23 protein-coding genes are annotated in these 21,879 nt (G+C 62.0%); 15 read left to right on the plus strand and 8 right to left on the minus strand.

Annotated features, from left to right (window positions below; all coding sequences use genetic code 11):
• Positions 1 to 44: 44 nt before the first annotated feature.
• Positions 45 to 944 carry a protoglobin domain-containing protein gene (locus KP004_RS18610; RefSeq protein ID WP_216799897.1) on the plus strand — a complete coding sequence of 300 codons (900 nt, stop codon included), beginning with the start codon at positions 45 to 47 and terminating at the stop codon, positions 942 to 944.
• 233 nt (positions 945 to 1,177) lie between these two features.
• The gene (locus KP004_RS18615) at positions 1,178 to 1,405 is read left to right on the plus strand and encodes a hypothetical protein (protein ID WP_216799898.1); all 228 of its coding nucleotides are present in this window, start codon (positions 1,178 to 1,180) and stop codon (positions 1,403 to 1,405) included.
• A 48-nt stretch (positions 1,406 to 1,453) separates the two neighbouring features.
• Here KP004_RS18615 and KP004_RS18620 read toward each other — a convergent pair whose 3' ends face one another.
• The 5 genes from KP004_RS18620 to KP004_RS18640 form a co-directional block, all read right to left on the minus strand.
• Positions 1,454 to 2,686: a multidrug effflux MFS transporter gene (locus tag KP004_RS18620; RefSeq protein ID WP_216799899.1), complete on the minus strand. Its 1,233-nt coding sequence runs from the start codon at positions 2,684 to 2,686 to the stop codon at positions 1,454 to 1,456.
• A 57-nt stretch (positions 2,687 to 2,743) separates the two neighbouring features.
• On the minus strand, positions 2,744 to 3,187 hold the full coding sequence (locus tag KP004_RS18625; protein WP_216799900.1) for a MarR family winged helix-turn-helix transcriptional regulator: 444 nt from the start codon (positions 3,185 to 3,187) through the stop codon (positions 2,744 to 2,746).
• Positions 3,188 to 3,308: 121 nt separating this feature from the next.
• Positions 3,309 to 4,478, minus strand: coding sequence for a S8 family peptidase (locus KP004_RS18630; protein ID WP_216799901.1), 1,170 nt, complete (start codon positions 4,476 to 4,478; stop codon positions 3,309 to 3,311).
• A 126-nt stretch (positions 4,479 to 4,604) separates the two neighbouring features.
• On the minus strand, positions 4,605 to 8,597 hold the full coding sequence (locus tag KP004_RS18635; protein WP_216799902.1) for a PAS domain S-box protein: 3,993 nt from the start codon (positions 8,595 to 8,597) through the stop codon (positions 4,605 to 4,607).
• A gap of 206 nt (positions 8,598 to 8,803) precedes the next feature.
• A complete protein-coding gene (locus KP004_RS18640) occupies positions 8,804 to 9,628 on the minus strand; it encodes an HhH-GPD family protein (RefSeq protein WP_239026859.1) in 825 nt (274 codons plus the stop codon).
• A gap of 205 nt (positions 9,629 to 9,833) precedes the next feature.
• Between KP004_RS18640 and KP004_RS18645 the strand changes: the two genes are divergently transcribed.
• The 6 genes from KP004_RS18645 to mazF all read left to right on the plus strand — a co-directional run bounded on the left by KP004_RS18645 (position 9,834) and on the right by mazF (position 13,554).
• Positions 9,834 to 10,190 carry a TRL domain-containing protein gene (locus KP004_RS18645; RefSeq protein ID WP_199390309.1) on the plus strand — a complete coding sequence of 119 codons (357 nt, stop codon included), beginning with the start codon at positions 9,834 to 9,836 and terminating at the stop codon, positions 10,188 to 10,190.
• A 418-nt stretch (positions 10,191 to 10,608) separates the two neighbouring features.
• Positions 10,609 to 11,469, plus strand: coding sequence for a DMT family transporter (locus tag KP004_RS18650; protein ID WP_216799904.1), 861 nt, complete (start codon positions 10,609 to 10,611; stop codon positions 11,467 to 11,469).
• A 146-nt stretch (positions 11,470 to 11,615) separates the two neighbouring features.
• Positions 11,616 to 11,834, plus strand: a complete 219-nt coding sequence (locus KP004_RS18655) for a hypothetical protein (RefSeq protein WP_216799905.1) — start codon at positions 11,616 to 11,618, stop codon at positions 11,832 to 11,834.
• 128 nt (positions 11,835 to 11,962) lie between these two features.
• A complete protein-coding gene (locus KP004_RS18660; protein ID WP_216799906.1) occupies positions 11,963 to 12,892 on the plus strand; it encodes a cation diffusion facilitator family transporter in 930 nt (309 codons plus the stop codon).
• A gap of 78 nt (positions 12,893 to 12,970) precedes the next feature.
• Positions 12,971 to 13,213: an AbrB/MazE/SpoVT family DNA-binding domain-containing protein gene (locus tag KP004_RS18665; protein ID WP_216799907.1), complete on the plus strand. Its 243-nt coding sequence runs from the start codon at positions 12,971 to 12,973 to the stop codon at positions 13,211 to 13,213.
• Positions 13,210 to 13,554: an endoribonuclease MazF gene (gene mazF / locus KP004_RS18670; RefSeq protein WP_216799908.1), complete on the plus strand. Its 345-nt coding sequence runs from the start codon at positions 13,210 to 13,212 to the stop codon at positions 13,552 to 13,554. Before KP004_RS18665 ends, mazF begins: the two co-directional genes overlap by 4 nt.
• Before the next feature lie 15 nt (positions 13,555 to 13,569).
• Here mazF and KP004_RS18675 read toward each other — a convergent pair whose 3' ends face one another.
• Entirely contained in the window at positions 13,570 to 14,163 is a 594-nt protein-coding gene (locus KP004_RS18675) for a TetR/AcrR family transcriptional regulator (RefSeq protein WP_216799909.1), read from the minus strand.
• Between the two features lie 205 nt (positions 14,164 to 14,368).
• On the opposite strand from KP004_RS18675, the gene scpC reads away from it, so the two are divergent.
• The 7 genes from scpC (at position 14,369) to KP004_RS18710 (ending at position 19,979) form a co-directional block, all read left to right on the plus strand.
• Positions 14,369 to 15,931, plus strand: coding sequence for a succinyl-CoA:acetate CoA-transferase ScpC (gene scpC / locus KP004_RS18680; RefSeq protein WP_216799910.1), 1,563 nt, complete (start codon positions 14,369 to 14,371; stop codon positions 15,929 to 15,931).
• Positions 15,932 to 16,154: 223 nt separating this feature from the next.
• Positions 16,155 to 16,343, plus strand: a complete 189-nt coding sequence (locus KP004_RS18685; protein WP_216799911.1) for a hypothetical protein — start codon at positions 16,155 to 16,157, stop codon at positions 16,341 to 16,343.
• A 51-nt stretch (positions 16,344 to 16,394) separates the two neighbouring features.
• Positions 16,395 to 17,114: a DUF3108 domain-containing protein gene (locus KP004_RS18690; protein WP_216799912.1), complete on the plus strand. Its 720-nt coding sequence runs from the start codon at positions 16,395 to 16,397 to the stop codon at positions 17,112 to 17,114.
• A gap of 109 nt (positions 17,115 to 17,223) precedes the next feature.
• The gene (locus tag KP004_RS18695; protein WP_216799913.1) at positions 17,224 to 17,838 is read left to right on the plus strand and encodes a hypothetical protein; all 615 of its coding nucleotides are present in this window, start codon (positions 17,224 to 17,226) and stop codon (positions 17,836 to 17,838) included.
• A 143-nt stretch (positions 17,839 to 17,981) separates the two neighbouring features.
• Positions 17,982 to 18,878, plus strand: coding sequence for a YMGG-like glycine zipper-containing protein (locus tag KP004_RS18700; RefSeq protein ID WP_216799914.1), 897 nt, complete (start codon positions 17,982 to 17,984; stop codon positions 18,876 to 18,878).
• Between the two features lie 259 nt (positions 18,879 to 19,137).
• Complete coding sequence (locus KP004_RS18705; protein WP_216799915.1) at positions 19,138 to 19,494, plus strand: hypothetical protein; 357 nt, start codon at positions 19,138 to 19,140, stop codon at positions 19,492 to 19,494.
• Positions 19,495 to 19,523: 29 nt separating this feature from the next.
• On the plus strand, positions 19,524 to 19,979 hold the full coding sequence (locus KP004_RS18710) for a hypothetical protein (protein ID WP_216799916.1): 456 nt from the start codon (positions 19,524 to 19,526) through the stop codon (positions 19,977 to 19,979).
• Here the strand turns inward: KP004_RS18710 and KP004_RS18715 are convergent.
• Together KP004_RS18715 and KP004_RS18720 are read right to left on the minus strand one after the other, a co-directional pair.
• On the minus strand, positions 19,949 to 20,992 hold the full coding sequence (locus KP004_RS18715; RefSeq protein WP_216799917.1) for a rhodanese-like domain-containing protein: 1,044 nt from the start codon (positions 20,990 to 20,992) through the stop codon (positions 19,949 to 19,951). The genes KP004_RS18710 and KP004_RS18715 overlap by 31 nt on opposite strands.
• Before the next feature lie 148 nt (positions 20,993 to 21,140).
• Positions 21,141 to 21,878, minus strand: coding sequence for a LytR/AlgR family response regulator transcription factor (locus KP004_RS18720; RefSeq protein ID WP_216799918.1), 738 nt, complete (start codon positions 21,876 to 21,878; stop codon positions 21,141 to 21,143).
• Between the last annotated feature and the right edge of the window lies 1 nt (position 21,879).

Here is a 21,879-nt window from a genome sequence, read left to right on the forward strand (position 1 = left end):
CTACTGTCATAAACAACAGCCCGAGCTGTTGCAGGAGAGAATTGATGCTTACCATGCAGGAAATAAAGAATCACTATTACTTTTCAGATACAGACGCCGAAATGCTCAAGGAGCTTTTTCCCCTGGCGCAAAGCAGCAGCGAGGCGATGGTCGAGGAGTTTTACACCTACCTTCTGAAGATTCCGGAGACCGCCGTCTTCCTGCGCGACCCCAAGGACCTGGCGCGGCTCAAGAGAACCCACACCGAGTGGTTCCTCTCCCTCTTCTGCGGGCGCTACGACAACGAGTACATGCTCACCCTGCAGTCCATCGGGCAGGCGCACGTCCGCATCAAGGTGAGCGCCCACTACGTCAACGCCGCCATGAACGTGGTGCGCCGCTTCCTGATCGAGATGCTGCAGGCGAACTTCCCGGACATCTCCGTGCGCCGCAAGTACCGGATCGCGGTGGAGAAGATCCTCGACATCAACCTGGACATCATGAGCACCTCCTACCAGGAGGAGGAACTGCGCAAGGTGTTCGTCTCGCACAAGATCGAGTCCAAGCTGATCCACGCCGCCGAGCGTTTCACCTACGGTCTCAACCTGATCCTGGTCATCGCCCTGACCGGCGTCTCCCTCTCGGTGGTCACCCTGTTTTTCTGGGACCTGGTCCACATCTTCCGGGGTGACTTCGAGAAGGGGATCCTCTCCGCGCTCGGCTCCCTCTTGATACTGTGGATGATGATCGAACTGATGGACAACGAGATCAAGACGCTGAAGGGGGGCAAATTCAACATCCTCATCTTCATCGGGGTGATCATCGTGGCCCTGATCCGGGAGATCCTCATCTCCACCCTGCGCCACGACGCCCTGGAGACCCAGGCCTTCCTGGCCGGTACCCTGCTCATCCTGGGGATCGTCTACTACCTGGTAGCCAAGAGCCAGCAAAACGGCGCCCACTGAGGAACGCCCCGCCTTCTGGAAAGGGGCAGCCTCCGTGTGCAGAACGGGACGGGTGGACGAGCTTATCTTCAGGTAGCAACAGCAGCTAAGAATGGAAAAAGGGCGTCCCGTGAACGGGGCGCCCTTTTTCTATCAAGGTCCCGCACTTTACGAAAAGGGGGCCAGGGGGGATTTAATAAAATCGAAGGCATGCCGATACGGGTACAGCAGAGCAGGATCAACTGGAGTCTTAGATGCACATCTACCGTCTCATCGAGTTACGCGAAATCTTCCCCCCGGCGCTCACCCCGCTGTTCTACGGCCGTTACCTCGCCGAGGTGCGCCAGGACGGCACGGTCCTGTGCGACAACCACCAGTTCGCCATCGACAGCGACACCCCGCCCAGCCCCGGCACCAAGGTCATGATCTGGTGCAGCAGGGACTACTACTGCTGCCCGACGGAAGAGTTCAAGACCACGTAGCCCGGCTTCGCCCCCCGCAGGGCGCGATCCCGCCGGGTTCGCACCTGGTCAGGGCTGCCCCTTGCCCCGTCCCGCCCCCAGCACCGCGACAAAGCCGAGCGTGCCGCACAGCGCCATGGTACCGGTCATGGGGAGCGCCGTCCCGTTGTGGAAGGCTCCCACCAGCGCCCCACCCGAAGCTCCCAAAAGATACTGGATGGTCCCCAGCAGCGCCGAGGCGCTCCCCGCCGCCTTGTCGAAGGGGGCCAGCGCCAGCGCGGTGATGTTGGGATAGAGGAGCCCGGTCATGCAGAGGCAGACGAAGATGAAGAGCATCTGCAGCGGAAAGCCCCCGAAGCCGGTCGCCGTGACGGCGATGAGCAGGATTCCCGCCGTACCGGCCACCATGAAGGCGCTGCGGGCGATTGCCCCCGGCGAGAAGCGGCGCAACAGGCGCCGGTTCATCTGCGAGGCACCGATCAGGCCGCAGGCGTTGACGCCGAAGAAGACGCCGAAGAACTGGGGCGAAAGCCCGTGCAGTTCGATGAAGACGAAGGGGGCCCCCGAGATGTAGGAGAAGTTGACCCCGGCCACGCACCCCAAGGCCACGGCGTAGCGCAGGTAGTGACGATTCTTCATAAGGTGCCAGTACACCTTGGCCATGTCCGAAGCGCTGCGCCGGATGCGCCGCTCCACCGGGAGCGACTCGGGCAGCGCGACCGCCGCCGCCAGGAGCGAGGCGAGGCCGAAGACGCCGAGAAAGACGAAGATCCCCCTCCAGCCGCATAACAATAGCAGCTGCCCCCCCGCTACCGGCGCGAGAATCGGCGCAAGCCCCATGACCAGCATGAGCAGGGAAAACATCCGGGCCGCTTCCGCGGTGTCGTAAAGGTCGCGCACCACCGCGCGGGAAATCACCATGCCCGCGCCCCCGCCCAGCGCCATCACCACCCGCCACATCAACAAGCCGCTGCCGGTGTGCACCATGGCACAGCCGATGGTCGAGGCGACGTAGAGCGACAGTCCCACGAGCAGCGGCCGGCGCCGCCCCCAGCGGTCCGCCAACGGCCCGTAGAAGAGCTGTCCCGCCGCCGACCCGAACAAAAAGGCCGACACCGAGAGCTGCACCGTGCTGAGCGGCACCTTGAGATCCCGCGCCATCTGCGGGAAAGCGGGGAGATACATGTCGATGGACATGGCGCTGAACGCGGTCAAGGCGCCCAGGATGAGGACGAAGACGGCCAGCTGGCGCCGGGTCATCTCGGTCGGGTGGATCGTTGCTGCGGTCTTGGCGAAAACCATGGGTGAAACCTCGCTTGCCAGAAAAGTTGCTCAGTACAACTATCGCGGCAAAAAAAGCTACTGCAGGTTGCTGCAGGCGCGGCGCAGGACATCGCGGCAGATCTCCAGCTCCGCCGCATCGATCCCCTTTTGTGCCTCTTCCAGGATGCCGCGGGCCAAAGCGGTGGCCTGGTCCATCAGCTCCTTGCCGCGGTCGGTCAGGTACAGGAGCCGTTCCCGGGCATCGCTGGGGCTTGGGAGCCTCGCGATCAGCCCGCGCTCCTCGAGTCCTGCCGCCAGGCGTGCCATGGTGGTCTTGTCCTTCGCGGTCTTCTCCGCCAGCGCCCCCTGGGCCAGGCCGTTGCAGTCCCAAAGCTGCACCAGCAGCGAGTACTGCTCCGAGGTGATCGGCATCTCGTTTTGCTGCAGCACCGCGTTGAAGCGCCGGATGACGATCCGGGAGAAACGGGAGGCCAAGTGCCCCAGCGACTTGTCCAATTTGTAGTCGGTCAGCTCGTTCATATAGTTGCACCATACAACCTTCTATCTTGCCCTGTCAACCTATCTGCAGCCGGCAACAAAAAGGCCGGCCGCGATTGCTGTCGCGGCCGGCCCGTGCTGCTTCAAGCTATGGCAGGCGCCATCAGTAGTTGGTGAACAAAAGCAGGTTCGGCGACTTCTTGCCGGGGTTCCCCACCACCCCCGCGGTCGCCCCACCCTTAAGAGCGGTTGCGACATCTGCCGGCGCGGCGGTCGGGTATTTCTGCAGGTACTGCGCGGCGACGCCGGTCACGTTGGGGGTGGCCATCGAGGTCCCGCTCAGGGTGGCGGTCGCCGAGTCGCTGCTGTACCACGAGGAGGTGACGTTGGAGCCGGGGGCGAAGAGGTCGAGGCAGGCGCCGTAGTTGGAGTAGGAGGCACGGGCGTCGCTGGAGGTGGTGGCGCCGACGGTGAGGGCCGCGGGCACGCGGGCGGGCGAATAGCGGCAGGCGTCCTGCTTGCTGTTGCCGGCCGCTATCGCGTAGGTCACCCCGCTGGTGATCGAGTTGCTGACGGCACTGTCCAGGGAGGGGGAAGCGCCCCCCCCAAGGCTCATGTTCGCTACCGCCGGCAGCGCCTTGTGTCCGGTGACCCAGTCCACGCCGGAGACGACGCCGGAGACGGTACCGGAACCGGAGCAATCGAGCACCCGCACGCCGACCAGCGTCACGTTCTTGGCCACGCCGTACTGTGCGCCGCCGATGGTGCCCGAGACGTGGGTGCCGTGTCCGTTGCAGTCCTTGCCGTCGCCGCCCAGGGCGTCGTACCCTATCGACGCGCGGCCGCCGAACTCGTTGTGGGTGATGCGGATGCCGGTGTCTATGACGTAGGCGGTCACGCCGACGCCGCTGTTGACGTAGTTGAAGAAGCCGTCCAGGGGAAGGTTGTGCTGATCGATGCGGTCGAGGTTCCAGGTCGAAACCGGCTGGGCGGTCTCGATGCCGATGGAAACCGTCTGGTCCTGTTCGATGTACTCGACGTTGGGGTTGTGGCGCAGCCCCTGCAGGGCCTGGTCGGGGAGCGTCGCCGCGAATCCCTGCAGCGCGTCGGTGTAGAGGTAGTGCACCTTACCTCCCAGCCGGCCTGCCGCCTGCACCGCGGTACTCACCTCGTGTCCGGGGCTGCCGGGCCGGAAGACGACGATGTAGCGTCCGGGGATGGCCCGCTCCGCACCGACGCCGTAAACCGGGGCGGGATCTCCGGGAGCCGCCGCCGCCACCTGCGCCAGGGAAAGGATGCCAAGGAGAGCTATGCCAAACGATGTCCTAGTCATGCGGTACCTCCTGCCAAACAGTCGTTGCTGCTGCGCCCGCCGGGGCGGCACCAGATCAGCTAACTATAGAACCCCGTATCCCTTTTCTCAATAGGCCTTTTCCACCGGGGGCGCGGCATTCCCCCCTCAGGCGTCCAGCATCTCGCGCACCTTTCTCAAAAGCTGTACCGGCTGCACCGGCTTGGTGATCAGCTGGATCCCCTGTTCCAGAATGCCGCGCCGCTCCATGAAGTCTGAGGTATACCCGCTGGAATACAGGATCCTGGTGCCCGGTTTGAGCTGCACGATCTCCCCCCCCGCCTCCATGCCGTTCTTCCTGGGCATGATCAGGTCCATCACCACGAGGGCGATGTTGTCGCGATGCACAGCGAAGAGCTCCACCGCCTGCTGGCCGTCCGCTGCCTCTATGACCCGGTAGCCGAACCTGGTGAGGACGGTGACCAGCAACTTGCGCACCTCCACGTCGTCCTCGGCCAGCAGCAGGGTTTCCGTACCGCCTCGCGGCGGCGGGAGCTCCGCCTGCCCGGTCGGCTCGGTGGTCCCTTCCTTTGCCAGCGGCAGGTAGATCCGGAAGGTCGTGCCCCGGCCCGGCTCGCTGTAGACGTTGATGAAACCGCCGTGCTGCTTGACGATGCCGTAGACGATGGCCATCCCAAGGCCGGTCCCCTTGCCCACCTCCTTGGTGGTGAAGAAGGGCTCGAAGATCCTGTTGCGCGTCGCCTCGTCCATGCCGCTGCCGGTATCGGTCATGATGACGCAGGCGTAGCTGCCCGGCTCCCGGTGTCCGAACTGCGTTTCGGTCGGTTCCTCCACCTCCACCACCTCCGCCTCGACGGTGAGCTCGCCGCCGCTGGACATGGCGTCCCGGGCGTTGGTGGCCAGGTTGATCAGCACCTGCTCGATGTGCCCGCTGTCGGCGATCACCGGCAGTTCCGTCTTCGGGCAGTGCACCACCTTTAGCGTGATGTCCTCCCCGATGATGCGCACCAGGAACTTCTGCACGTGCTGCACGATGTCGCACAGGTTGACCCGCCTGGGCTCCATGACCTGCTTGCGGCTGAAGGCCAACAGCCCCTTGGTGAGCTGGGCCGCCCGCTCAGCCGAAACCAGGATCTGCTCCACCTCTCCTTTTTGCTGGTCGTCGAGCTTCGGGTCGGCGGCAAGGAGCGAACAGTATCCCATGATCACCTGCAGCACGTTATTGAAATCGTGCGCCACGCCGCCTGCCAGCAGCCCCACCGCCTCCATCTTCTGCGCCTGCCGAAGCTGCTCTTCCAGGCGGTGCTCTGCCGTGATGTCGCGCACGGTTGCGATCACGCCAATGATCTCCCCCTGTGCGTCGCGCAGGGGGGCGCGGGTGTCCGTCACCCAGCCGGAGCGCCCGGTCTTTTCAACGCTGAAGCGCATGTCGACCGGCCGCGACTCCTCCCCCTTTAGTGCCTTGGCCAGCAGCTCCACGATGCCGCTCTCCACCAGGGCCGGGATGAACTCCTGGGGATGCCGCCCCAGGATCTCTTGAGCCAGGATCCCGGTAAACTGCTCCATGTAGGGGTTCCAGACCTGGCAGCGCAGTTCCTGGTCGTAGACGATGATCCCCTCCTGGGCGCCCGCTATCACCTGTTCGTTGTACTGGCTCGCCTCGAGCAGCGCCTCGTCCGCCTTGAGCTTGGAGAAGGAGATGGCGATGTAGTCGATCAGGTCCTCGTACAACGCGACCTTTTCTGCGGACATGAGCCCCGCCGTCCGGTCGCTGAACTGAAACAGGCCGATGATCTTGCCATTGGCGCGAAAAGGGAGCAGGGCAAACGACTGGAACGCTTCCGCGTGGCAGCGGCCTCCCGGTCTCCCCGGCGGCACAGCTATCCCGCTCGATGTCCAGTAGCTGCCGTGCGGCGTGCTCCCGTCGCTGGCCCCCAAAAGCCCGCTGATGACGTCGCCGCACAGGCAGCGCAGCGCCCGGCGCCCCTGGTCGTCGCGGTACCATAGCGCGTCTTCTGCCCCGAGAAAGTCCTCCGGCAGCCCCACGGTCTGGTAGTAGGGATAGTCGTCGCCCGCGCACAGACGGATGCCGACGGCCTGGCACCCGGTCAGCTCGCGGAAAAACAGCGCCGTACGCGACATGAGCTCGTTCAGGTTCCGGGCCTCGTTGCAGATGCGCAACAGCTCGACCGTCGCGTTGCGGCGCGTCTCCTCGCGCTTTCGTGCGGTAATGTTGCTGCACAGGGCGACGAAGTAGCCCGATTCGACGCTGTAGAGCGAAACTGCATACCACTGCTCCAGCGGGGCGATGAAGCTCTCCAGGTGCTCCGACTGCCCCGCCCGGGCCACTCTGGCACAGGCATTGAGCAACTCGGCGCAGGAGGTGCGCACCCCGGGGATCACCTGGGAGGCCCGTATCCCCGCCAGCTGTTCCAGGCCGGTCAGAGCAAGCATCGCGCTGTTCACGTTCAGGAAGACGAAATCCTCGGGGAGGCCCGCCGCATCCCAGACCATACGGCAGGACGCGAACCCCTCCAGCATGTTCTGAAACAGGTGCTGGTAATCGTGCCTGCTCTTTTGCAGGGCCCGCTCCGCTTGTTTCTGCACCGTCACGTCGCTTAGAAGGACCAGCAAGCAGGCTACGCCGTTGAGCTCCAGCACGTCAGCCGCATAGAGAACATCGATCACCTCCCCCGATTTGCGCCTGAGTTGCAGTTCCTGGTGGGAGCTCTGTCCCTGCCGCAGCGACGCGAGAATCCGGTCCCGCGCCTCCGTGTTCAGGTAGATGCCGAGATCCATCGTGGACCGGCCGATCACCTCCTCCCGCTGGAACCCGAAAAGCCGTAGCCAGGCGGGATTCACATCTATGAGCCGCCCGTCGTCGACGGGGCCGATGCCAATCGCCACCGGGGCGTGATCGAAGATGGCTCTGAACCGGCTTTCGCTGTCCCTGAGCGCCGCCTCCGCCTGCTTGAGCCGCGTAATATCGACCAGCGTCGAGAGAACGACCTGCTCCCCTGCGACGGGAAGGAGCTGCGAGGAGAGCTGGGCAACGAATATTTTGCCGTCTTTGCGGTAAAACTCCTGCTCCCACCCCCTGACCGTTCCGGTCTCGCGCAGTTGCGCCAAAAAGCGCTGTACCGCTTTCGGGTCGGGCCACATGTGACGCCCCGGCTTGCCCACCACCTCTGCCCAGTCATAGCCGGTCAGGGTCTCCCAGGTCTCGTTCACCTCCAGGATCGCGCCGTCCTCAAAGCGGGACATGACGATGGCCGCCGGGTTCCCGGAAAAGGCGCGGGAAAATTTCTCTTCCGACCTGAGCAGGGCCTCTTCCGCCCTGCGGCGGCCGGAAACGTCCTGGAGCATCGCCAGTATCGAATCACCCTGCGCCCCCCGTCCGTGCAGGAGGTTGAGGGTTGCCTGACAATACACCGACGCGCCGTCCCCCCTCAGCAGGCTCAGTTCCGCCTGTACCGCGGTGAGCCCGTTTACAGAGAGGCTTCCGAGGGCGTCGCGGCAGGCGGCCCGGTCATCCGGGTGGGTCACCCCCACCAGATCCATCTCAAGCAGGTCGGCCTCCCGATAACCTGTCATGCGGCAAAAAGAGGTGTTCACCTTGAGGAACCGGCCGGTATCCGGGTCCAGTTGAGCCTTACCGACGCTCGACTCCATGAACATGATGCGGAACAGTTCCTCTTTTTCCTGCAGCCGTTCCTCTGCCAGTGTCCGCTCCATTTCCAGGAGCTTGGCCTGCGCCTCGTGCAGTTGCACCCCGGAACTGTGCGCCTCCCTGCGTGCATCGGTTTCGCGGCCGCGTGCCTGCCGCAGGCGCTGCTCGGAGAATGCGAACAAGATCCCGACGACCACGAAGATCAGTACGGACAGCAGTTGGCTACTCTCGAGCCGGAACGAGGAATGCGGCGGGATGAAAAGGTAGACGGCGAGGAGTGCCGAGATCACGGTAGCCGCGACACCTGCACGCCTGCCTGCCAGCCGGGAGCTCAGAAAAACGGTTGGATAGAAGAGAAAATAGGCGAAAGGCTGCAGAAAATTCCAGAGAAGCCACTGTACCGCGCAGGCCAAAAATGGGAGCAGAAGCGCCAGTACGACCTTCAGGTTCTTTGTCCTGGCTTCGCCCACACTTCCCTCCTTCAGTACACGGTCACTACCAACTCATAGCCCGGATGGGACTGACACTACGCGGAAGTATAACTGTAGCAGCACCTACACAATGGGAGTTATCGTAACAGTCGAAGCATTCAGGAGCATTCGCGGAAGAAACTAGTCTACCTTGGCGGGTTTCTTTTGCAACCGTCACGCCAGGCGCCGTATCAAATGATGCTGTGTCAGCGGACCCAAAATCTGTCACGTTCCTGCCGGATGAAACCCTCCCGCTCGAGCTGCTCGAGGTTGCGCGCCAGCAGTTTACCCACAAGGGGGATCTGTTCCTCCAGCCGCCCCAGCGGGATCCCCGGCTCGGCCAGGATCGCCCTCAGGATCAAACTGCGCTGTTCCCGGTTGGAGCCTCTAAAGGGCGATTGGCGTACGTGATGCGCACTCTTGCGGCTTGGATTGACCCCGCTGCGCTTGAGCATGGCCCCGTAATCCATCAGTGCATAGTACCAGTCACGAGGGTTATCCCGGTCCAGGGTGAGCTCCACCAGGGGGAGGATGTCCGCGTCGCGCACCGCCTCGGCATCGGCAAAAAAATGGTGGATGAAAACGGAACGGATGTTGGTTTCGATGAAGGGAGTGGCCGTATCGAAGGCGAAGGTGGCGACGGCGCGGGCGGTGTACGGGCCGATGCCCGGCAGCGACTCGAGTTGCGCCACCTCGTGCGGGAGTGTCCCCGCGAAGTGTTCGCAGACGGCACGGGCGCACGACTGAAGCGAAACCGCGCGCCTGTTGTACCCAAGCCCCTGCCACAGCTCCAGCACCCGGGACAGTTCCGCCTCGGCCAGTTCCCGCCAGTTAGGAAACACGGCCAGGAACTGGAGGTACTTTTCGCGCACCCGCTCCACCTGGGTCTGCTGCAGCATGATCTCGGAGACGAGGATGGCGTAGGGGTCGCGGGTCTCGCGCCAGGGAAGGCGCCGCCCGTGGGCACGGTAGTAATCCAGGATGATGTGCCGGAAACCAGCTACTGCCGGCATCGTTACTGTTTCATGCATCTGCCGCCTCCACGGAGCCGTCGGCATCGCGCCGCCCGGCCCGGCAGCGATTGTAGCCGCTTTGCTCCCGGCAACCAATGGAAATCGCGCTGCCGGCTTTGTCAGCCCACAGTACATTGAAGGATTATAATCATTGTCACAAAGTGACTGCGAAGTACTATTTAATATGCATGGTCACTCATAAAAAGTTGGAAAAGGAGGCGCTATGAAAAGGCTGGGGGCGGTAGTACTGGTACTGGCTGGTCTGTGCGGCTGTCTTCCTACCCACGACCTCGCAAAAACTCTGCGTTACGCAGACAACACACCGGTCGGAGTCGAAAACATCAAGTTCCTCGATCTGAATCAGATGAAACGAGGAGAGGCCTGTACCTTCAACATCTTCTATGTCATCCCCCTCTTCGGCGACGGCTCGATACTGACTGCAGCCAGAAAGGGTGGCATAAACAACGTCGAACTCATCGGCCAAACCGGCACCTGGTATTTCCCCTTCAGCACCGACTGTACCGTGGTCTACGGTGACAAGAGTGCCATCATTCAAAGACAGAAGGAACCCGCCAAGTAACGTACGAGGCAGTTCCACAGAGGGGGAGCCCCCGCTCCCCCCCGAGCCCCGCAGCCCACTCCTACCACTCCTACCACTCCTACCACTCCTACCACTCCTACCACTCACTCCATCTATCACTCCATCTATCACTCCAGCATCCACTCCAGCATCCACTCCCATCACTCCCATCACTCCCATCACTCCCATCACTCCCATCACTCCCATCACTCCCAGTATTCCCAGCCCACCCATCAGTTCTCTCCCCCCCAGTAACGTCCCCACCGCAGCGTCATCCGAGCCCCCCCTGACCCCCCTTTGCGAAGGGGGGTCAGGGGGGATTTGCTTTTGCCTGTGCGCCTCAGCCGCCGCCTCGCCTCAGCCACCAACCCCATTTACCCTTTGACATCCCCCGAGCCGTACCTTACCCTGTCGCGTCATGGAAACCAGATTTTCACCTGCCCTCTCCGGCGCCCTCGCCATGGTCGTCTGCGGCTTTTTGTGGAGCCTCGCCGGACTGTTCATCAAGATCCTGGACTGGAATCCTTTTCTCATCGCCGGACTGAGGAGCCTGATCGCCTTCCTGTTCCTGTTCGCCCTGGTGGGCACCGTGCGTCTCAAGTGGTCCGGCGCGCTTCTCGGCGCCGCCCTCGCCAACGCGGCCACCATGCTCCTCTTCGTCGCCGCCAATAAGACCACCACCGCTGCCAACGCGATCCTGCTCCAGTACCTGGCCCCCGTGTTCACCGCCGTTTTCAGCGTGATCTTTCTGAAGGAGCACCTGTACCGCGAACAGGTGCTCGCCCTTTTCATGACCCTGGTCGGCATGGTGGTGCTGTTTCTGGACCGTCTCTCTCCGGGGCAGCTCGTCGGCAACCTTATGGCCCTCACCTCGGCCTTCACCTTCTCGCTCATGTTCATCTTCACCCGGATGCAAAAGGAGGGAGACCCGCTGCAGTCGTTCATGGCTTCCCACGCCGTGGCCGCGCTGGTCGCCCTCTCCATCGCCCTCTTCCTCCCCATGCCCGTCTTCACCGCCAAGTCCGTCGGCAGCATCCTCATCCTCGGCGTGGTGCAGATCGGCCTGGCCGCCTTCTTCTTTTCCTACGGCATAAAACGCATCTCGGCGATCACCGCCAACCTCCTCGCCGTCATCGAGCCGGTCTTCAACCCGGTGTGGGTCTTCCTGGTCCTCGGTGAAGCGCCTACCGCCAACACCCTGGCAGGGGGAGCGCTGATTCTGGGCTCCGTCACCCTCGCCAGCCTGATCAGCGCCCGCCGCGTGCCGAAATACTCCTGAGCCGCCCCCTACCTAAGAAAAATCCTATTGCAGTGACTGCGGCAAGGGTATATATTCCCGCACACGTTGTGTGACTTTAATGTGCGGTCGATCATAGGCACGACCCGCGTCGACTGCAGACTGCCAAACTAGATAGGAGGAGAGTGATGCCTGATTGCGAGCTTCTGTCCGGATGTATCTTCTTCAATGACCAGATGGCCAACATGCCTTCCACCAGCAACGTCTTCAAGATGATGTACTGCACCGACAACTTCGAGGCGTGTGCGCGCTACACCGTGCGCAAGGCAGCCGGCAAGGAAGCCGTGCCCGAGGACCTGTTCCCAAACCAGATCGAGCGGGCCAGAGAGATCCTCGACAAACGTTGACATGTGACTGGCAGAGTTGTATAGAATCGTCGTACCGGTAGCGGTACCAGCGCTAAGCAAAAAGGCCACGGAATTCCGGGGCCTTTTTTAGTGCCGCGGGGCACTATCACCGATGGGGAAAGGGGAACATGGTTTCAGCGGAACACGACGTCTTGAAAAGGCGAGCGGCCAGGGTTTCGGTGGCATCGAATGCGACGCTGGTCGTTGCCAAGCTGACCGTCGGCATGATCACCGGCTCGGTGTCGGTGCTGTCCGAGGCGGTGCACTCCGGCGTCGATCTCGTGGCCGCCGGCATCGCCTGGTATTCGGTGCGCGAGTCCGGCAAGCCCGCGGACGAAGACCACCACTACGGGCACGGCAAGATCGAGAACGTCGCCGGCACCATCGAGGCCGTCCTTATCTTCGGCGCCGCCTTCTACATCATATGGGAGGCCGTGCAAAAGCTTCGCACCGGTGTGGTGGAAATCGAGGGGCTCGGGCTGGGTGCGGCGGTCATGGCCGTCTCGGCGCTCGCCAACTACCTGGTCTCCCGGCACCTGTTGAACGTCGCCGCCGCTACCGACTCGGTCGCGCTGGAAGCCGACGCCCTGCACCTGCGCACCGACGTCTACACCTCCGCCGGTGTCCTGGGCGGTCTCGTTGCCATAAAGATCACCGGGATCCCGATACTCGACCCGATCGTCGCCATCGTGGTCGCGCTCATGATCATCAAGGCCGCCTGGGACCTGACGAGGAGCGCCTTTTTCCACATACTGGACGTGAAACTGCCGGAAGAGGAAGAGGCGGTGATCCACGACGTGCTGGAGCAGTACCGCGATCACCTGATCGAGTACCACAAGCTGCGCACCCGCAAGTCCGGGCACATCCGCTACGTCGACATGCACCTCGTGGTCCCGCGCCAGATGACCGTGGAAGCCGCCCATACACTAAGCCACGAGATCACCGCCGAGATCGAGCGTCGTCTCCCCTACAGCCACATCCTGGTGCACCTCGAACCCTGCCCCGGCGGCTGCGACCGCTGCACCGTCGACTGCCACAAGCTTCCTGCAAAACAGTAATCTTTCCTGACCTATTGATACATTGTAGATACCTTGCTACACTCGCTCTTAGTGGGAGTCAGAAGAAAGGAGAGCTACATGGTAGCGAAAGCGCAAAAGTGGGGCAACAGCCTGGCAGTGCGTTTGCCGAAGTCAATAGCGGCAGAGTGTGGTATCGAAGCGGATTCCCCGGTAGAAATCACCAGGCAGGAGGGATACATAGTCATCAAGCCGATCGTTAACAAGGGTCTTTCGCTGGACGCCCTCCTTGATGGAATCAACGAGGAAAATCTGCATTCGGAGGTAAGTAGCGGAAAACCTGTCGGCAGGGAATTGCTATGACAGCGATGGGTTACGTTCCCGACAGAGGAGAGGTGGTATGGCTTGATTTCGATCCTCAGGCGGGGCACGAGCATGCCGGCCGGCGCCCAGCGTTCGTGCTGTCGCCGCGCAACTATAATAAGAAAACCAGCCTCATGCTCTGCTGCCCGATCACCTCACAGGTAAAGGGCTACCCGTTCGAGGTGGCAGTTGCTGGGGTTACCACTGTCCGGGGCGTCATATTGGCCGACCAGGTGAAATCATTGGACTGGCAAGTACGGCGAGCAGAGAAAGGCGGCAGGGCAAGTAGGGAAGTGCTCGAAGAAGTCATCCTAAAGGTTCGTGCCATTCTCGAAGGATAAGGCAGTCCCCTCCCCTCAGCTGGCACCCACCCCGCTGGTGAAGATCTTCAGGTATTGCTGCACCAGTTCCTCGTCGCGCTCCGGCGAGTGGCTGATCAGGTTCTCGGTGGCCAGGCTGCTCAAGAAGAAGTAATTCACCATCCCCGCCAGCGCCAGCGCCGCGTTGGTCGGGTCCACATCCTCCCGGAACTTCTGCTGCCGTTTCCCCTCCTCGATGGCCTGCGCCATGATTACGATCACCTCGTCGATGACCGGCATGACCAGCGTGCTGAAAAACGCCGTCGGGTTGGTCAGCTCGCTGGTGTAGAACCGGAGCAGGTACGGGTTGTCCCGGTGCCTGCGGAAGGTCCAGCGCAGATAACTCTCCACCATCTCGACGGGATCGCTCACCCGTTGCCTGATGGCATGGATCTCGGCGAAACAGGCGAACTGCTGCTGCAGCACCGCCGAATAGAGCCCTTCCTTGCTCCCGAAGTGGTAGGAGATCATCGAGATGCTGGTCCCCGCCGCCTGCGACAACTCCCTGATGCTGACCCCGTGCAGCCCCCGCTCGGAGAAGAGCTGCGTGGCCACCTCCAATAGCTTCCTGTTGCAATCCGTCTTTTCCATCGACCAAACCCCACCCGCGTGATGCCGACCGGGCAAGACATTAGCAAAATTCCTCGCGAAATACCAATTCTATTGCAAATAAAACGACGTACTGTTATGTTGTATTCGAACGATCGTTCGAATTACGACATCGTCGCGCGTAGCTTCGATACCCGCTTTTCCGCCATGACAGCGGAATGAAATCATTTCAGGAGGATCCAGATTAATGTCCGAACTGCACAACAGGATCAGAAAGTCCAGCCTTCACTCCCGGATCACCACCGTCGACCAGGTCATTCCGCTGTTCAAAAACGGCATGAACCTCGGTTGGTCAGGCTTCACCCCCGCCGGCTATCCGAAAGCGGTACCGATCGCCCTCGCCGACCACGTCGAGAAGAACCAGCTGCAGGGAAAGCTGAGGTTCAACCTCTTCATCGGCGCCTCCGTCGGCGTCGAGACCGAGGACCGCTGGGCGTCTCTGGACATGATCGATCGCCGCTGGCCCTACCAGACCGGCAAGAACATCCAGGCCGGCATCAACGACGGGCGCATCCGCATGGGTGACAAGCACCTCTCCATGTTCGCCCAGGACCTGGGCTACGGCTTCTACACCAAGGACAACGGCGGCCGCCTCGACCTCGCCATCATCGAGTGCTCCGCCATCACCGAAAACGGCGACCTCGTCCTCACCGCCTCCTGCGGCGCCGTTCCCGAGATCGTCCAGATCGCCGACAAGATCATCATCGAGATCAACACCTCCATTCCCAACTTCGAGGGTCTGCACGACATCGTCGAACCGATCGCACCGCCCAACCGTCTGCCGTACCTCATCTGCCGCGTCGACGACCGCGCCGGTTCCCCCTACGTCCGCGTCGACAACGACAAGATCGTCGCCATCGTCGAATCCGACAAGCCGGATAACGGCCGCGCCTTCAGCGAGCAGGACGACACCTCGGAAGCCATCGCGGCGCACATCATCGACTTCTTCTCCGCCGAGGTGAAGGCCGGACGGCTCCCGAAGAACCTCCTGCCGCTGCAGTCGGGCGTCGGCTCCATCGCCAACGCCGTCATCGGCGGCCTGGCCAACGGCCCCTTCACCGGCCTCAAGGTCTGGACCGAGGTCCTGCAGGACACCATGCTCGACTTCTTCGACTCCGGCAAGCTCGACTTCGCCTCCACCGTCTCGCTCTCCTTCTCCGTGGACGGCTTCAAGCGTTTCTACGGCAACTGGGACAAGTACAGCAACAAGGTGATGATGCGTCCGCTCTCCATCGCCAACCACCCCGAGCCGATCCGCCGCCTGGGGTGCATCGCCATGAACACCCCGGTGGAGTTCGACATCTACGCCCACGCCAACTCCACCCTGGTCGGCGGCACCAGGATGATCAACGGCATCGGCGGCTCCGGCGACTTCTTGAGAAACGCCTACCTCTCCATCATGCACACGCCGTCCGCGCGCCCCACCAAGACCGACCCGACCGGCATCACCTGCGTCGTGCCGCACGTGCCGCACGTGGACCACACCGAGCATGACCTCGACGTCCTGGTCACCGAGCAGGGTCTCGCCGACCTGCGCGGGCTCGATCCCAAGAGCCGCGCCAAGCTCATCATCCAGAAGTGCGCGCACCCCGACTACAAGCCGCTGCTCGCCGACTACTTCGAGCGCGCAGCCCACGATTGCCTGGGCCGCAAGGCCGGTCACGAACCGCAGCTTCTGGACCGCGTCTTCAAGATGCAGGTGAACCTGGCCAAGAAGGGAACCATGAAGATCGACAACTGGGATCTGTAGCCCCCCACTGTCACCATTGGTTGAAAAACGGCAGGACGCCCCCGCGGCTCCCGCCGTTTTCTATTTCGGCGTCCGGCGCCGGAACGATCTGTGACAAAAGAACCGCTCTTTCTGCTTCCTTGGTGCTCCTGGCAGAATTTTCTCTCAACAAAAGATTTTTTTCACCGAAATGATGCAATGACAGCGCAACACTGTACTCTTATTGCCATCAAGGAGGTGATCTATGAGAATAACCATGAGCGACTACATCGGCAGTAGTTGCGAAGCGGTCAGTAACTCCCACCAGTTTGTCTACCTGTGGTTCCGCACCAGCGGCAATCCATGCCTTCAATGCGGCGTCAAGGCGGAAACCTGCGACTGGTACCGCCAGTTGTCGCGCACCAGCCGGCAACTCCGTGAGGCGGCAGCGTAATTTTCCCGCTTGTCAGGTTAAAAAATTCCAATATCGCTGTACCCTCTACGGATGGCAAACATCCGTCCACTGATGGGCGCCCTCCTCGCCCTTGTTCTCATCGCCGCACCGGCCGCGGGCTTTCCCGTCCCGGAGCGCCTGGTGTACGAGGTGACCTGGTCGGGGATCAAGGCCGGCTTGGCAGTTCTCGAGGTCACTCGGCAAGGGGAGGAGCTTCGCCTCACCAACACCATCCGCTCGACCGGCGTCGTGGCCGCCTTCTTCAAGATCGATGACCGGACCGAATCCGTTATCACCCGCGCCGGCAAGCCTGCCTATTACCAGGAGCACAAGCGGGAGGGGAGCTACCGGGCCGCGCGGGAGGCGACCTTCAACTTCACCACGCTCAAGGCCAACAGCCTCGACCTCCTGAAAAAGATCGAAAAGACCGACGCCATCACCCCCAGCACCTACGACAGCCTCTCCAGCATCTACTTCATCCGCAGCAGCGAGTTGACCCCGGGGCAGTCCATCTCCTTCGACATCTACGACACCCAGCGCCTGTGGAACACCGAGGTCCGGGTGGTGCAGCGGCAGGAGATAAAGACGCCACTGGGAAAATTCAAAACCGTCATGGTTACGTCCCGGTTGAGGCACAAGGGAGAGGTCGCCAAGGTCGGCAACGCCACCTTCTGGTTCACCGACGACGATCGCAGGGTCCCGGTGAGGATCACCACCACCATGAAAGTGGGCGAGGTCACCCTGACCTTGTCCGGAGGGCTCTCACCTTAGCCCTGAAAGCTGTTGCGGATCGCTTCCCCTTTAAGGTACGATGCTCACGGGTTTGCCGCCGTTTCCGGCGCACTGCCCCAACCCGAAACAAGAGCGTGTGCCCGACCTGATGACAGAAACCATCCCCCACCTGTTCAAGCTTTTCCTCGACTGGCTTCCTTCCGCTTCTGCCATGCAGTCGGTGCTGAAGCTTTTCCTGATCCCCGTCGGCGGCGGCATCCCCGCCGGTGTTCTGCTCGCCAAGGGCCAAGGTTTGACCTGGCCCATCACCACACTCCTCTACCTCGTCTCCGATGTCATCCTGGCCATCGCCTTCGAGCCGATACTTCGGGTCATCGCCTGGATCTGCGGCAAAATCCCGTTCCTGCGCCGGGTGAGTGCCGCCATGCGGGCTGCCAATGCGCGCAACGTCGCCCGGTTCCAGGGGACGGCCACCGGACCGATCGCACTGGTCATGATCGCCTTCGGCGTCGATCCCATGACCGGACGAGCCTCGGCGCTCGCCGCCGGACACGGCTTCCTGGCCGGCTGGGCCTTTGCCATAGCCGGAGACATGCTCTATTTCGGCGTCATCGCATTCTCCACCTTGCGCCTGAACAAGTACGTGAAGGACCCGGACACGACCATGTGGATCATCCTGGCGCTCATGCTCCTGGTACCGATGGTGGTGCGCCGCGTCAGATCGGCACGGGGGCCGTGTCAGGCACAGGAAAATACTGCTTGAGCCGGTTCGTGTCCGACGTAATTTCCTCATTTCTGCCACAATGCTTCCCTATTTCATCGATACGGTGAGGCCGTGCAATGAGGAATCCGCCTGGCTGAGGCCGGCACCGGCCTACAGATAGTGCAACACAGAAGGGGGTATCAATGAAAAGACGGATTACATCGTTATTTGTGCTTCTGGCCCTGGGAGGGTGCGTGACTGTCCCCACCGGCCCGAGTGTCAAGGTCCTGCCTACCAAGGGGAAGTCCTTCGAGACCTTCATGAAGGAGGATGCGACCTGCAGGCAGTGGGCGAATTCCCAGATCGGATCGCCCGTGCAGGAAACCTATGACAAGAATATGGCCACCAGCGCCGTGGTGGGAACCGCCGTCGGCACCGGCGTCGGAGCCGTGCTCGGTTCCGCCTCGGGGCACACGGGTGCCGGCGCCGCCATCGGTGCCGCGACCGGCCTTCTGTTCGGCGCCGCGGCAGGTTCCGGTTCGGCCCAGGTCTACGGAGCACAGGCGCAGCACCGGTACGACAACGCCTACGTCCAGTGCATGTACACCTACAACAACCAGATTCCCTCGACCGCGACCGTCGCTTCACGGCCGGTCGCACCGCCTCCCGCCCGGGTGGTGGTGCCTCCCCCGCCGCCGGTGGCCGCTCCGCCGGTTATGGCGCCTCCGCCGCCTCCGCCGCCCGAAGAGGTCATGGTACCAGCTCCCGAGGAGTACGAAGCCGAGCCGCCCGAATTCGTTTACTCGCCGCAACTGAACGCCTATGTCGCCGTCGGCGTACCCTATGACCTTGTTTATAGCGGCGACGCATACTACTACTTCTACGGCGGCAACTGGTACCGCAGCGCCTACTACAACGGTCCCTGGAGCTACGTCCCGCGCAGGGCCTACCCGCAGGTGTTCGTGCGTTACGAGATGGTCAACATACGGCACTACCGCGACGTCGAGTACCGGCGCTACGTGAGCGACCGGCGCCACTACGACGGCCGGGTCTACCGTCCGCAGTACCGCCGTGTGGCGAGGCATCGCCCCGCTTACTGATCCCGCTTCTGATAAAAGGGCACCCGCTACCAGGCCGGTGCCCTTTTATCATTCTCCCCTCCGCGCTGATTCAGCGTTTCAGCTGCCGCTCCTGCCGTTCCACTCGCTTCCCGCATTGACAAACCACACCATTAAGATACTTTCATTTGGTCGCAGATGACGCGGGTCTTTTCAGCACCGAAGCTACAGAGGTAGCCTCGCCGGCAAAACATCGACGCTATCCGTTGCGGAAATGCCGCTGCCAAGGGAGGGAAACTGCATGAAAGGCAAGGCGATAGGGGTTGCTCTGGGCGTCGCGGGAATGGTGTTGTGGTTCATGCCGCTGGTAAAGGTGGGCTTCAACGTGTACGTGGCGGGGAGGCAGATCGGGAACGTCAGTTACATATTGGTGATCTGCTCTCTCGCCTACACGCTCTGCTCCTTCTTCGAACTGCACAAGCTGCGGGTCATCTCGGCCACCATATCGACTGCCATCGGCCTGCTATTGCTTTCCGAGGCATGGAACTTCGCCGCCTGGGGCTTGTACGGCCTCAACATCGTCTCCGTGGCCGGTTGGCTCGCGTCGGTCTCCGATTGGGACGCGACCAAGAGATCGGTAGAGGACACCCAGAGCTGAAGACGACCCGTTCAGAGTAAGGAGGAGAAATGGACCACAAGACCAAAGGAGTCGTACTCGGTCTGGCCGGCGTGATCCTCTGGTTCATGCCGCTGGCCAACTTCGGCTTCATGGGGCTCGACCTCTACCAGACCGGCTCGCATATCGGCGGGATCAGTTACCTTCTGCTGACAGCGTCCGCGGGTTACGCCGTCCTTTCCTGGTTCGAGCAGCACCAGCTGAGGATCATCGCTGCCGGCATTGCCACCGCCATAGGTCCTCTTCCTGGTCCAGTTCGGGGACCGGGCCGCGTGGGGGCTGTACCTGCTCATCGTCGTTTCCGGCGTCAGCTGCATCACGGCCTACTGCGACGAGCAGCAGCGCAAAAAGGCGCTGCAAGAGGCGGAGGGGAGCGACCTCCCCCAACGGTGACCGCGAAAAAAGAAGGCACCCCGCTGGACGGGGTGCCTTGCCGTTACTTCTCTTTCATCCCTTCAACAGGATAGTTCTTGTCTCCGGTCATACTGAGCATGAATCCCTTCATCTTTCCCAGTCCGTCCGTATCGTCGTTCCATCCCAGCGTCCCGAAGCGCAGATCGTAGGCCTCGTATCCCAGCTGGTTCAGCATGAGAGTAGCGGACGCCGCCATGTGACCGATGTAACAGACCACGACGATCTTTCGGTCCTTGGGGAGCTTGGCGAGGCTCTCCTTGCTGGCGATCTGATTGAAGGGGATGTTGACCGCGCCGGGAACGTGCCCCGCGGCGTAGTCCTCGGGGCGCTGTATGCTGACCACGAACACCCCCTTCCCCCCGTCTTTGCCCGCCTCACGGTACAGCTCGCTTCTGTCCATGAACAGGTTCCTGCCGGAAGTAAGCACCGCCCGGGTGCGTTCCGTGATCAGCTCTTTCCCCCCTGCAGCCGTGCCGGCAACCTCGGGAAGTCCCTGCCCCGCTACAGCTTCTTTCTTTTCCGCAGTCACCGGGTACTTCGGGGAAGCGGTATAAGGCGCGGCGGAACTCGCCCGGTTCCAGTGGCTGAGCCCCAGCGGCATCGTGGTGGCGGTGTAGCCGAGCTGGTTGAAAAACAGCGAAGCCACCATGGAACGATGCCCGTCATCGCAGGTCAGCACGATCTTCTTGTCGCGCGGCAGGATCTCTAGGGACTTCGCTTGCGTGATCTCGTCAAACGGGATGTTCACCGCGCCCGGCACGTGGCCCTTGGCGAAGTCCGCGCGGGACTGGAGGCTCACCACGAAGTAGCCCGGTTCTCCGCCTTTCACGATCTCGTCATACACGTTCTCGGCCGTCATGAACGGGGGAGCCGCGAAGAACGCCGTGCTTCTCTTCAGGATCTCTTCCGACAACTGGGCCGATGCCGTGGACTGAACCGATTGGTCCGGGTGCTGCGCCGTGCCGTAGCCCGGGCCGCCGGCAAGCGACCATGCCGGGACGGCCAGGGACAGCAGCAGGATTGCCATGCTGGTAACGGATTTGCAGTTAGTGCGCCTGACTCTCATCAAACTTCTCCTTCACACGAAAAGTAAAAGTCCCCCTTTGCGAAGGGGGATTTAGGGGGATTTGCTTTTGGTCCCGCTTGGGGCAACGCCATTGCTGCGCACTATCCCACCCAGCGGCCAAAGGCTCAAGGAGAACTTGATGAACGGGTCAATCCGATGGATGAACGGTGCCGGCGGAGGCAAGCGCCTTTTTCACCGCAGGTACCAGACGGCGGGAAACCGGAACGGCGGGGATGGAGGGGTCGGAAAAGGAGACCATCATGCGGCTGTCCCCGACCGGGCCGATCGCCTGCACGTGTCTCAGGTTCACCACGAAGCTCTTGTGCACCTTGAGGAAATCTGAGACCGGGAATCGTTGCAGGACCGCCTTGAGGCTCATCAGCAGGTAGAACTTCTTGTGCGGCGTATGGATGCGGCAGTAGTTGCCGTCGGCCTCGATCAGGTGTACCTGGTCCGCCGAAAGGAAGTGGAAGGCACCGTTCTCGTAGATCGGCATTTTTTTCAGCTCGACGTGGCCGCTGGCCGGGTTGGTGCGGGCGCCGGTCTGTTCCGACAGGTCCATGAACGAGACCGCCCAGGCCATGGGGGTTCCCGGCACCACTAGGCGGGACAGGCTGATCATGAGCACCTTGCCCAGAAAGTCGATCACCATCGACCTCTGCGTCGACTCCTGCAGGCTCGACAGTTCAGTCAGGATGCCGCGCACCTTCTCCCTGCTCCGCGCCGGGTGCATCTGGAACAGGTTCTGTCCTATGGGCCCCATGTCCGGTGCCGCGATGCGCAGGGCATGCTCGTTCATCCCCAGAACCTGCCACTCCTCCGACAGGAGCACCAGTCCGATCTCCACGCTACTGCCCTGCTCACTCAGGTACTGTTCCAGTGACATC

It is taken from the genome of Geomonas oryzisoli, from assembly GCF_018986915.1.
GTDB classification, from domain to species: domain Bacteria; phylum Desulfobacterota; class Desulfuromonadia; order Geobacterales; family Geobacteraceae; genus Geomonas; species Geomonas oryzisoli.